Source organism: Streptomyces sp. PKA51 (assembly GCF_057552455.1).
Genome location: NZ_BAAJPZ010000001.1, coordinates 413,246 through 425,691, shown reverse-complemented (window position 1 = coordinate 425,691; position 12,446 = coordinate 413,246). Strand labels below are relative to the sequence as shown.

Here is a 12,446-nt window from a genome sequence, read left to right as displayed (position 1 = left end):
TCCCCGCGCCCCTACGGGGCGCCGTGGGTTCAGCCGCCCGCAGGGCCCCTACGCCGCACTCAGCGCCCGCTCCACGGCGGGAGCCGTCGCGTGGCCCACGGCCAGGACCGTCACCCGGTCGCCGTCGACCGCCAGCAGCGTCGGGAAGCCCTGCACCCCGTACTGCGCCGCGCGGCGGAAGTCGGCGCGCGCCCCGGCCGCCGCGTCCGGGCCGGTGAACGCGGCCGCCACCGCCTCGGCCGGCAGGCCGGCCTCCTCGGCCACCGCACGGTACGTCGCCGCGTGCGACAGGCTCAGCCCGTCCACGTAGAACGCCCGCTGCAGGGCCACGGCCAGTTCCGCCGCGCGGTCGGGCGCGGCCGCGCGCAGGGCGGACATGCCGCGGGCGGCGGCCTCGGAGTCCATGACGAAGGAGCCGTCGGCGATCAGCCGCTCGTACGCGGGGCCGAATTCCGCGCCCGTGAGCTCGGCGATCTTGGCGTTGGCGCCCTGGACGTAGCCGAACTCGCGGATCGGCACCCGCCGGGCGCCGGTGAACAGGCCGCCGGAGACGACCTCGACCGGCAGGTCGGGGTGGCGGCGGGTGATCTCGGTCAGGGTCGGCGAGAAGCCGTGGGACCAGCCGCAGTAGGCGTCGAAGACGTAGACGAGCTTCATGGGGGACCTGCCTCCGGGGGACGAGCCCGCCGGACGCGGGCATTCAGCTGAGACAACAGTATCTGTTCCCTCAGATATTCCCGGCGGCGTCAGCGCAGCTTCGGCAGGGCGTCCCGCGCCGCGTGGCTGAGGGTCCTGAGGTCCTCCGCGAAGCGGTCGCGGTGCTCCTGGGGCAGCGGTTCGAGGAAGTGGCGGCGGATGTTCTCGCGGTGGACGCGCGCGGCCCGCACCACCGTCTCCTCCCCCTGCGGGGTCAGCCGCACCAGGCGGCCGCGCCGGTCGCCTGGGTCCGCGGCCCGCCGTACCAGGCCGGCAGCCTCCATCCTGTCGACGAGCCGGGTGACCCCGCCGGTGCTGAGCACCCGCTCCTGGGCGATGGCCCGCATGGGCAGTCCCGCCTCGCCCGCCCGGCCGAGGATCAGCAGCACCTCGAACATCAGGTGGCTGATGCCGCACTCCTCCTCGATCGCCCGGCCCAGGATGTACTCGAGCCGGTTCGCGGCCCCCTGCAGGCGTCCGAACGCCAGCACGAGGCCGTCGTTGGCCGCCTGCTCGGCCGTCGCGATCTCCTTCTCCCGCGCCACGTGGCCACTCGCCCCTCTCACCGCACCCGGACGGCGCCCTGCGCGCCCCGCCAGGAGCCTACGCGCCGTCAGCCGCCGGGCAGCGGCACCCTGTCACGGCACAGCAGCAGGGCCACCACCAGGGCCGCGGCGGCAATGCAGCCGGCCCCGCACAGCAGTGCGGGACCCAGGCCGTCGACGAAGGCCCGCTCGGCCCACACCGGGGCCTGCCGGGCCGTGCCCGGGGCCGCGGCGGCCTGCCCGAGGCTCGCGGCCGGGCCGTGCCGCAGCACCGAGGCGGCCAGGTCGCGGGCGGCCGGCCGCGGTACGCCCTCGGCGGTGGCGTACGTCACGAGGGCGGAGCGCATGCGGCCGGCCAGGACGGCGCCGAGGACGGCCACGCCGACCACGCCGCCGAGTTCGCGCAGGGTGTCCATCAGGGCGGAGGTCATGGCGGTCCGCTCGGCGGGGGCGCGCTGCACGGCGGCGATGACGGCGGTGACGAAGGTCAGCCCGACGCCGGCGCCGAGCACCGGCAGCAGCCAGCCGTACCCGGCGTACGCGGCGCCGCGGCCGTAGCGGGAGAGGCCGGCGAGGGCGACGGCGCACAGGCCCGGCCCGCACAGCAGCGGCAGCCGGGCCCCGCGCCGGGCGCACAGCAGCCCGGCGGCCGGGGCGGCGGGGACGATGACGCCGGAGGCCGTGAGGAAGACCGCTCCGGCACCGGCGGCGGACCAGCCCAGGACGTCCTGCAGGTACAGGGTGAGGAAGAAGACCCCGCCGAAGAGGCCCAGGCTCGCGGCGAACAGGGCCAGGCAGGCGGCGGCGGTGCCGCGGTCGCGCAGCAGCCGTACATCGAGCATGGGGGCGGCCGCGTACCACTCGGCCGCGACGAAGGCGGGCAGGGCCACGGCGGCCGTGGTCAGCGTGGCCAGGACGCCCGGTGCCGTCCAGCCGTCCACCGGCGCCTGCACCAGGCCGTACACCAGGGCGCCCAGGCCCACGACGGCCAGCAGCTGGCCGGCCGGGTCCCAGCGCGCCGGGGCGGGAGGCACCCGCGGCAGCGCGCGCAGGCCGAGCAGCACCATCGCGGCGCCCACGGGGAGGTTGATCCACAGGACGCTGCGCCAGCCGAGGGCGTCGACGAGGGGCCCGCCGATCGTGGGCCCCAGGGCGACGCCGAGGCCGCCGGCGCCGCCGCGCACGCCCATGGCGCGGGTGCGCCGGGCCCCGTCGGGGAAGGCGTGCCGCAGCAGGCCCATGCCGGCGGGCATGAGCGCGGCCGCTCCGGCACCCTGCACCAGGCGCCCGGCCAGCAGCCAGATCCAGCCGGGGGCGAGGGCGCCGGCGGCGGAGCCGGCGCAGAAGGCGAGCACGCCGGCGAGGAAGATCCTGCGCTGCCCGAACCGGTCGCCCAGGACGCTGCCGGAGAGCAGGAAGGCGGCGAAGACCAGGGTGTAGCCGGCGACGACCCATTGCAGGCCGCTGATGCCCAGGCCCATTTCGGCGCCGATGTGCGGCAGGGCGTTGTTGAGGGCGAGGTTGTCGAGCATGGCCATGAACACCGCGCCGGCGACGACCGCCAGCGCGAGTCGCCGCCGGGGCCGGGCGTGGTGGTGTGCGGCCGGGGCGGTCTCCGGGCGCGAGGTCCCACTGGGGCGGGCGTGGGCGCCGCTCACGGCGGGCCCGCGGCGGGGGTGGCGGGCCGGTACAGCCGTACGAGGGCCCGGTAGTTGCGGGCGTGGGCCTCGACGAGGGCCTCGTCGTCGGCGGTCAGGGCGCGCACCAGCTGGGCGTGCGGCCCGGCGACCAGGGAGCCGGCGGGCACGCTCCGGTCCTGGGGGACGACGGTGCCGGCGGCGACGATGCTGCGCGCGCCGATGCGGGCGCCGTTGAGGACGATCGCGCCCATGCCGACCAGGACGTCGTCGCCGAGGTCGCAGCCGTGCAGGACGGCGTTGTGCCCGATCGAGCAGCGGGCGCCGATGCGGACGGGGAAGCCGGGGTCGGTGTGGACGACGACGCCGTCCTGGAGGTTGCTGCCGGTGCCGACGGTGATCTCGTCGCCGTCGGCGCGGAGCACGGTGTGGTACCAGACGCTGGCGTCGGCGGCGAGGTGCACCGGCCCCACCAGGACGGCGGTGGGGGCGACGTGGGCCGCCGGGTCGAGGACGGGTGCGCGTCCCAGGACGGGGACGGTCAGGACGCCCGGCGGCGCGGGGGCGGGGGGACCGTGTCCGGCGACGGTGGTCATGGTGGCGCGGTTCCCCGGACGGCCGGCGGCGACACGCGTCCGTCCCCCACATGGATGGAGCGTGAGATCTTTGACCGCGGGCTGGGCATCGACAGCTAAGAGCGCAGTGCGGTCGTTGCCGTCGCGAATTCGAGGAGTTGTTCCCATGCCACCCTCCTCCGATGCCATCGCCGTCGTCGGCGCCGCGTGCAGGCTGCCCGGCGGCGTGACCACCCCCGCCGAGCTGTGGTCGCTGCTGTCGGAGGGCCGCTGCCCGATCGGGCCGGTGCCCGCCGACCGGTTCGACGCCGAGCGGTGGGTGGACCCCGACCCGGGACGTTCCGGCAAGACCTACACCGCCATCGGCGGCTTCCTGGCTGACGTGCGCGGTGTCGACTGCGACTTCTTCGCGCTCTCGCCGCGCGAGGCCCGGCACATGGACCCTCAGCAGCGGCTGCTGCTGGAGCTGGCCGTGGAGGGCCTGGACGACGCGGGGATCCCGGCCGCCTCGCTGGCCGGCTCGGACACCGCGGTGTACGTCGGTGCCTCCAGCCAGTCCTTCGCCTTCCTGCAGGGCCTGGCACCGCGGTCGGCCGACGCGTACACGATGACCGGCGGCGCGGTGTGCAACATCGCCAACCGCGTCTCGCACTTCCTCGACCTGCGCGGGCCGAGCCTGGCCGTGGACACGGCCTGCTCCTCGTCCCTGGTGGCCCTGCACCACGCCTGCGAGGCGCTGCGCTGCGGCCGCAGCGCGCTGGCGCTGGCCGGGGGCGTCAACGTGCTGCTCAGCCCCTTCGAGTTCGTCGGTTTCGCAAAGGCGTCGATGCTCTCCCCGACCGGGCGCTGCCGGCCCTTCTCCGCGGAGGCGGACGGCTATGTGCGCGCCGAGGGCGGCGGGCTGGTGGTGCTCAAGCCGCTGGGCGCGGCGGTGCGCGACGGCGACCGGGTGCTGGCCGTCGTCCTGGGCAGCGGTGTCAACGCCGACGGGCGGACCCCGGGCCTGGCCCAGCCGAGCGCGCAGGCGCAGGAGAGCCTGCTGCGGGAGGTGTACGAGGCGGCCGGGGTGGACCCGCAGGAGCTGGTGTACCTGGAGATGCACGGTACGGGCACGCCGGTGGGCGACCCGGTGGAGTGCCGTGCGGTCGGCCGGGCGCTGACCGCCCGGCGGGCCGCGGACCGGCCCCTGCCGGTGGGGTCGGTCAAGGCCCACCTGGGGCACCTGGAGCCGGCCTCCGGCATGGCGGGGCTGCTCAAGGCGGTGCTCGTGCTGCGGCACGGCCGGGTGCCGGCCAATCCCGGTGCGCTGCCGCTGAACCCGGCCATCGACTTCGCCGCCTGGCGCCTGGCGCCGGCCACCGAGACCCGCCCGCTCCCGGCGCCGTCCGGCGACCGGGCCGTGGCGGGGGTCAACTCCTTCGGCTTCGGCGGTGCGAACGCGCACGTCGTCCTGGCGGCCGCGCCGGGGCCGGACGGGCCGAGCACGCCGCCCACCCGGGGCGGGCCGCTGCCGGTGGTGGTCTCGGCGCGCACGCGCGCGGCGGTGGCGCAGGCGGCCCGGCGCATGGCGGACCGGCTGGAGGGCTGTGCCCCGGGCGACTTCTACGACGTGGCGTACACCTCCTGCCGGCGGCGCGGGCGGCACGAGGAGCGGATCGCGGTGCTCGCGCCGGACGCCGCGACGGCGGCCGAGCGGCTGCGCCGGGTGGCGGACGGCGAGGTGGCGGCGGGCGCGCTGACCGAGGGGGTGGAGAGCGGCACGGTGGCCTTCGTCTTCTCCGGCAACGGCGCGCAGTGGCCGGGGATGGGCGCACGCCTCCTGGAGGAGGAGCCGGTCTTCCGGCGGGCGGTGGACGAGGCGGACGAGGCGCTGCGCCCGCTGCTGGGCTGGTCGGTGTCCGCGGAGCTGGCCGCCCCTGCCGCCGCGCGGCGCCCGGACACCACCGACGTGGCCCAACCCCTGCTGTTCGCGGTGCAGGTGGGGCTGGTGGCGCTGCTGCGGGCCCGGGGCATCGAGCCGGCCGCGGTGGCCGGGCACAGCGCCGGCGAGATGGCCGCGGCCTGGGCGGCCGGCGCGCTGGACCTGCCGGCGGCGGCCCGGGTGGTCGTCGCCCGGTCGCGGGCGCAGGCCACGACCGCCGGCGACTGGGGCATGGCCGCGCTCGGCGCCGACCCGGTGCGGGCCAGGGCCCTGCTGGCACCGTACGAGGGCCGGCTGGAGCTCGCGGGCGTCAACACCGCGCAGGACGTGACGGTCGGCGGGGACGCGCCGTCATTGGCCCGCCTGGGCGAGGACTGCCGCGGGCAGGGGGTGTACTTCCACGACCTGGGTCTGCCGTACGCCTTTCACAGCCGGGCCATGGACGGTCTGGAGGAGCAGCTGGCCGCCGACCTCGCGGACCTCAAGGCGCGGCGCGCCGCGGTGCCGTACGCGTCGGCGACGACCGGCGGCGTGCTCGGCGGCGAGGAGCTGGACGCCGGCTACTGGTGGCGCAACCTGCGCCGGCCGGTGCAGTTCGCCGCGGCGGTCGGGCACCTGGCCGACCTGGGCTGCGACCTGTACGTGGAAGTGGGCCCGCACCCCGTGCTGCGCGGCTACCTGCGCCGGCTGACCTCGGCCGGCCGGAGGGCGGCGCTGGTCGTGCCGACCCTGTCGCGGGAGCAGCCGGGCGCGCAGGCGGTCGACTCGGCGGTGGCCCGGCTGCTGGCCGGCGGTGCCCGGCACCGCGACTCCGTCTTCTTCCCCCGCCCGGGCCGCGTGGTGGACCTGCCGGCCTACCCCTGGCAGCGCGAGCCGCACTGGAACGGCGACCCCGGCGCCTGGTCGCGCACCTGCGGCGACGGGCGCGTCGACCACCCGCTGCTCGGCGAACGGGCCGCGACGGCCGAACCGGTCTGGCACGGCCCCTTCGAACCGGCGCGCGTGCCCTGGCTGGACGACCACCGGGTCGGGGGCGCGGTGCTCATGCCGGCCACCGGCTATCTGGAGATGATGCTGGCGGCCGGGCGCCGGGTCCTGGACGGGCCCGTCGAGATCGGCCGGCTCGCGATCCCGGCGGGCCTGGTGCTGCCCTTCGACGAGGACCGGCAGATCGAGCTGCAGACGGCCCTGGCGCCGGACGACGGGGTGGTCCACATCGCCAGCCGCGGCGGCACGGACGACGCCTGGCAGCAGCACGCCCGCGGCCGGCTGCGCCGGCTGTACGCGCCGGTGCCGCCGCTGACCGACCTCGACGCCCTCACCGCGGCCCTGCCCGGCCGGCGCACCGCCGAGGAGCACTACCGCCTCACCCACGGCAAGGGCCTGGACTACGGCCCGGCCTTCCGGGTCCTGACGGATCTTCGGGTGGGTGACGACCGGGTGCTGGCCGACTACGCGGGCGGCGGCGACCTCGCCGGCTACGAGGCCCACCCCGCCCTGCTGGACGGCGCGCTGCAGGCGGCCTCCCCCCTGCTGGAGGACGCCTCCGCGGACAGCGGCGCGCCCTTCCTGCCGGTGTCCGTCGAGCGCGTACGGGCCTGGCGGCGCATGCCCGCCGTCGGGCACGTGCACGTGCACGCCCGCACGGTCACCCCGCGCGAGGCCCTGCTGGACATCACCGTCCTCGCGCCCAACGGGCTGACCTGCCTGGCCCTGGAGGGCTGCCGGATGCGGCGCGTCGAGCAACAGGCGCGCGTACCGGTGCGGCTGCACACCACCGTCACCCGGGCCGCGCCCCCGCCGGGCCCGGCGGGCACGCCCGGCCCGCTGCCGTCCCCCGCCGACGCGCTGGCGGCCTGCGCGGCGGACCTGGTACGGGACCGGGAGCACGCCGGCCGCGAGGGCATGGACCGGCTGCGGGCCCTGACCGCCCACTTCGGGGCGGCGGCCCTGACGAGCGTGCTGGGCGAGCGCCGGCAGGAGCCCTTCACGGTGACCGACGTGCTGGCGGCGGGCGTGCCGGCCGACTACGCGCCGCTGGTCGAGACGCTGCTGCGGGCCGCGCACGACCACGACCTGGCGGAGACCTGCGGCGAAGGCTGGCGCGTCACGGGCACACCCGCGCCACTGGAACGGTTCCGCGCCGCGCTCGCCGACTGCCCGCACCTGGCGGTCGAGCTGGCGCTCGCCGGCGCCGGCGCCGGGCAGCTGGTGCAGATCCTGCGCGGCCGGCGGGACCCGGCCGAGGTACTGCCGGCGGAGGCCAACCGCCACCTGCTGGAGGAGCTGCGCACCGACGGCTGCACCAGCGGCTTCGCCGGCCGCGCCGCCCGCACCGTGCTGCGCGCCCTCGTGCGCGACTGGCCCGCCGACCGGCCGCTGCGCGTGCTGGAGGTCGGGGCCGGCACCGGCGGTACGACCGCGCACCTGCTGCCGGTGCTGCCCCGCGACCGTACCCACTACACGTACGCCGACGCCTCGGCCGCCTGCCTCCCGCGGGCCCACAAGCGCTTCGCCGGCCACGACGTCCTCGTCACCCGCGTGCTCGACCTCGACCGCGACCCGGCCGGACAGGGCTTCGCGCCCGGCTCCTTCGACGTCGTCGTCGCCCCCGCGGCCCTGCACACCGCCCGTGACGTGCGCCGCGCCCTGGAGCATGTGGCCGCCCTGCTCGACGACGGCGGGCTGCTGCTGGCCACCGAGCCGCACGACGTCACGGCGCTGGCCCTGCTCGACGGGCTGCTGCCGGCCTTCTGGCAGCGCGAGGACCACGAGGTGCGCCGTCGCGGCCCGTTGCTGCCGCCCGACGGCTGGCGGCGGGTGCTCGGCGATGCCGGCTGGCAGGAGGTGGCCGTCACCGGCGACGCGGAGGACGGCGCGCGCAGCGACGTCTCGCTGCTGCTGGCCCGGCGCCCGCAGCGCACGGGGCCGCGGGCGGCCGCCGCCGTGCACCACACCGGCACCTGGCTGGTGGCGGCCGAACCGGAACAGGACGCGCTGGCGGGCGCGGTGGCCGGGCTCCTGGCGGCCGCCGGGGCGAGCGTCCGGCGCGTGGCGCCCAGCGACGATCCCGGACAGTGGTCCGCGCTCTTCGGCAGCGGGAGCCCGGACACGCAGGTGCTGCTCCTGCTGGGCGGGGACGCCGGTGACGACGAGGGCGAGCTGGAACGGGCCGCGGGTCGTACCGCCGTGCTGCGGGCGCTGGCCGCCGCGGCGGGCGCCGGGGGCGTGTCGCTGTGGCTGGTCACCCCGCCCACGGGCGTCCTGCCCGCGCCCGAGCGCCCGCTGGCGCCGGGCACCGCCGCGGCCTGGGGCGTGGCCCGCTGCCTGGCGGGCGAGCACCCGGACGTGCCCGTGCGGCGCATCTCGCTGGACGCCACCGGCCGCACGGGGGCGGACGCCGCCCGCCTCGCCGCCGAGCTCACCGGGGCGGGCGAGGAGGACGAGGTGCTGCTCACGCCGGCCGGACGGTTCGTCACCCGGCTGCGCGAGGGCCGTGATCCGCACCCCGCCTCCGGTGCGGAGCCCGGCGAGGAGCGGCCCTTCGCGCTGCAGGTGCACGACACCGGCCCCGCCCACCGGCTCGTGTGGGCCCCGGACACCGTGCCCGAGCCCGGCCCCGGACAGGTCGTGGTCCGGGTCCGGGCGGCGGCGCTGAACTACCGGGACGTCCTGCAGGCCCTGGGCACCGTGCCGCCGGATGCGGGCGCGGGCGCGCACCGGCCCGGCATGGAGTGCGCGGGCGTGGTCACCGCCGTCGGCCCGGACGTCACCGACCTCGCCCCCGGCGACCGCGTCCTGGCCTTCGGCTCCGGCACGCTGCGCTCCCACGTCGCCGTCCCCGCTGTCACCGCCGCCCGGATGCCGGACGGGATGGGCTTCTGCGCGGCCGCCACGCTGCCGGTGGTGTTCCTGACCGTCCATCACAGCCTGCAGCACCTGGCCCGGCTGGCACCGGGCGAGCGGGTGCTGGTGCACGGCGGGGCGGGCGGGGTGGGCCTGGCCGCGGTGCAGTACGCCCGGTGGGCCGGCGCCGAGGTCCTCGCCACGGCGGGCACCCCCGCCAAGCGCGAGCTGCTGCGCCTGCTGGGCGTCGCCCACGTCTTCGACTCGCGTTCCCTGCGCTTCGCCGACCAGGTGCGGGACGTCACCGGCGGCCGCGGCGTGGACGTCGTCCTCAACTCCCTGGCCGGGGAGGCCGTCGCCCGCGGCCTGGAGGCCCTCGCGCCCGGCGGGCGGTTCGTCGAGCTGGGCAAGCGCGACCTGTACGCCGACGGGCGGCTGCCGCTCGGCGCCTTCCTGGGCAACGTCACCTTCGGCACCGCCGACCTGGCCCGGCTCGCGCACGAGCGGCCCGAGGCGTTCGCCGAGGAGTTCGCGGAGGTCGCCGAGCGCGTGCGGGAGGGGGTGTACCGGCCGCTGCCCCACCGCGTGTACCCCGCCGACCGCGCGGCCGAGGCGTTCGAGGCCCTGCAGCACTCCCGGCACATCGGCAAGGTGGTCGTCTCGCTGGAGACCCCGCCCGTCCTGCCGCCCGCGCCCGCTCCCCTGCGCCTGGATCCGGCGGCCACCTATGTGGTCACCGGGGGCCTGGGCGGCTTCGGCGCGGCCACCGCCCGCCGGCTCGCCGCGCGCGGCGCGCGCCGGCTGTGCCTGGTGAGCCGGCGCGGGGCCGAGGTGCCCGGGGCGGGGGACCTGCTGAAGGAACTGCACCGGCAGGGCGTGGCCGCCTCCGCGCACGCGGTCGACGCGGCCGACGGCCGGGCCATGGCGGCCCTGCTGGATTCCGTCGACACCCCCGCCCATCCCCTGCGCGGCGTCGTGCACGCCGCGATGGTCCTCGACGACGGCCCGCTGGCGGAGGTCACGGAGGAGTCCGCGCGGCGCGTCCTGTCCCCCAAGGCGGCCGGCGCCCGGGTGCTGGACCGGCTCACCCGCGGCCGGGAGCTGGACTTCTTCGTCGTGTACTCCTCGGTCTCCGCCCTGCTGGGCAACCCGCGGCAGAGCACCTACGCGGCCGCCAACCTGTGCCTGGAGTCCCTCGTGCGGGCCCGCCGGCACGCCGGCCGACCGGGCCTGGCGGTGGCCTGGGGCGCGCTCGCCGACGCCGGCTACGTGGCCCGCAACGGGCTGGGCGGCTTCATGGACCGCGTGGGCCTGGTCCCCGTTCCCGCCGAACGGGCCCTGGACGCGCTGGAGGAGCTCCTGTCCGGCGGCCGCGACGACGTCGCCGTCGTCGCCGGCATCGGCTGGGGCCGGGTGCGCCACGGCATCGGCACCGTCGGCGCACCGCGGTTCGCACTCGTGCGCCCCGAGGGCGAGGACGACGCGACGGGCAGGGCGGCGCGGGACCTGGCGCAGACCCTGGCCCGCGCCACACCGGAGGAGGCGCTCGCCACGGTGACGGAGGCCGTGATCGGCGTCCTGGCCGGCGTCCTGCAGACGACACCCGACCGCATCGCCCCCGACCGGCCCCTGAACCAACTGGGCCTGGACTCCCTCATGGGCGCCGAACTGATGACGACGCTCCACCAGCGCCTGGGCTGCGCCGTCCCGGCGATGGAGATCCTGGCCAGCCCTACGGTGGCCGGCCTGGCCGCCCGCTGCGTACGGCGCCTGCGCCCTGAGGAGCCGTCGCAGGGCTGACCGCGGGGGGCCTGCGCCCCGTCAGGGGCGCGGGGAACTGCGCGAGACGCCACGACGCGCCCGCAGACGAAGTGCCGTGCTGCGCCCCTGACGGGGCACTGCACACCCCCCGGGCACGGCCTACGGCCACCGGTCCTCGTCCGCCGGGTCGGCCGTCAGCAGCACCGGCAGGCGTTCCAGGCCGCGGCTGATCAGGGTCGGCCGGTGGCGCACCGGCTCGCCGGTGGGCACCGGGCGGCAGCGGGCCAGGGCGGTCAGCAGGGCGGCGGCCTGGACGCGTACGAGGCGGGCGCCCAGGCAGAAGTGCTCGCCCCAGCCGAGGGAGAGGTGCGCCGGGGTGCGGGTGGTGTCCAGGCGGTGCGGGTCGGTGAAGACGGCCGGATCGCGGTTGGCGGCGCCGACGAGCAGGCCGACGACGGTGCCGGCGGGCACGGGGGTGTCCGCGACGGCGGCGTCGCGCAGGGCGACGCGGGTGAGGAGCTGGATGGGCGGGTCGTAGCGCAGGAGTTCCTCGACGGCGCCCGGTACGGCCTGCGGGTGGGTGCGCAGGCGGTCGAGTTGGCGGGGGTGGGCGAGCAGGGCGTGCAGGCCGTTGCCGACGAGGTTGACGGCCGGCTCGTAGCCGGCCACCACCAGCTGGCCGACGGCCGTGACGATCTGGTCGACGGTCAGCAGCGAGCCGTCGGGGCCCGGGGCGACGAGCGCGCCGAGGACGTCGCCGGCCGGGGCGGCGCGCCGGCGTTGGATGAGGTCTCGCAGGTAGCGGGCGAAGTCCAGGCGGGCGCAGGAGATGCGGGCGGTGTCCTGCGGTGTGCGCAGCGCCTCCGGGTCGAAGCCGGCCGTCATCCACTTCAGGGCCTCGATCCACTCCCGGCGTTCGTCCAGCGGCACGCCGACCAGCGCGCAGATGACGTCGAGGGCGAGGGGTTCGGCGAGGTCGGCGACGACGTCGACCTCGCCGGCGCGGTCGGCGGCGGCCAGCAGGGCGGCGGCGCGGTGTTCGACGGCGGGCCGCAGTCGTTCCACGGCCCGTGCGGCGAACGGCGCGGCCACCCGGGTGCGCAGCCGCCGGTGTTCGGGCGGGTCGGTCATCAGGAAGGACTGGGTGCCGGTGTCGAGGGTGCCGAAGCCGAAGCGGGCGTCGCCGAGCACGGCCAGGCAGGCGGCGTGGCCGGTCACCACCGTCACCTGCTCGTCCAGGCGCAGCACGGGGCCGCCGCCGGCGGCGGTGCGCAGCTGTTCGTAGTGGCGGTAGGGGTCGGTGTGGAAGGCGGGGTCGCGGACGTCGAAGGGGAGCCGGTCCCACACGTCGCGGGTGACGGCGGTGACCGAGGTGACCGTGGTGGTGGCGGGTCCGGTGGTCACGTCGTTCCCCTTTGTTCGGTGGGGCGAATGGTGGGGCGAATGCTGTGACGCCTGACGCCTG

At 77.6% G+C, this 12,446-nt stretch carries 6 protein-coding genes; 1 reads left to right on the top strand and 5 read right to left on the bottom strand.

Annotation, left to right across the window (positions count from 1 at the left end):
* Positions 1-48: 48 nt before the first annotated feature.
* From AC27L3_RS01595 to AC27L3_RS01580, 4 genes are all read right to left on the bottom strand, one after another.
* Positions 49-657 carry a DsbA family protein gene (locus AC27L3_RS01595; protein ID WP_487232133.1) on the bottom strand — a complete coding sequence of 203 codons (609 nt, stop codon included), beginning with the start codon at positions 655-657 and terminating at the stop codon, positions 49-51.
* 89 nt (positions 658-746) lie between these two features.
* Positions 747-1,241 carry a MarR family winged helix-turn-helix transcriptional regulator gene (locus AC27L3_RS01590; protein ID WP_365966325.1) on the bottom strand — a complete coding sequence of 165 codons (495 nt, stop codon included), beginning with the start codon at positions 1,239-1,241 and terminating at the stop codon, positions 747-749.
* 68 nt (positions 1,242-1,309) lie between these two features.
* Positions 1,310-2,899, bottom strand: coding sequence for a DHA2 family efflux MFS transporter permease subunit (locus AC27L3_RS01585; protein ID WP_487232132.1), 1,590 nt, complete (start codon positions 2,897-2,899; stop codon positions 1,310-1,312).
* Positions 2,896-3,474: a gamma carbonic anhydrase family protein gene (locus AC27L3_RS01580; protein WP_487232131.1), complete on the bottom strand. Its 579-nt coding sequence runs from the start codon at positions 3,472-3,474 to the stop codon at positions 2,896-2,898. The genes AC27L3_RS01585 and AC27L3_RS01580 overlap by 4 nt, the downstream gene beginning before the upstream one ends.
* Positions 3,475-3,619: 145 nt before the next feature.
* Here AC27L3_RS01580 and AC27L3_RS01575 point away from each other — a divergent pair, with 145 nt between their 5' ends.
* Positions 3,620-11,020 (top strand): SDR family NAD(P)-dependent oxidoreductase, encoded by a 7,401-nt coding sequence (locus tag AC27L3_RS01575; RefSeq protein ID WP_487232130.1) that lies wholly within the window; start codon positions 3,620-3,622, stop codon positions 11,018-11,020.
* A 120-nt stretch (positions 11,021-11,140) separates the two neighbouring features.
* Here AC27L3_RS01575 and AC27L3_RS01570 read toward each other — a convergent pair whose 3' ends face one another.
* A complete protein-coding gene (locus AC27L3_RS01570; RefSeq protein WP_487232129.1) occupies positions 11,141-12,385 on the bottom strand; it encodes a cytochrome P450 in 1,245 nt (414 codons plus the stop codon).
* Positions 12,386-12,446: the final 61 nt, after the last annotated feature.

Excerpts from the sequence above, each read along its gene's own strand:
- AC27L3_RS01575 (WP_487232130.1), top strand. The coding sequence starts at position 3,620 with ATGCCACCCTCCTCCGATGCCATCGCCGTCGTCGGCGCCGCGTGCAGG.
- AC27L3_RS01580 (WP_487232131.1), bottom strand. The coding sequence starts at position 3,474 with ATGACCACCGTCGCCGGACACGGTCCCCCCGCCCCCGCGCCGCCGGGC.
- AC27L3_RS01595 (WP_487232133.1), bottom strand. The coding sequence starts at position 657 with ATGAAGCTCGTCTACGTCTTCGACGCCTACTGCGGCTGGTCCCACGGC.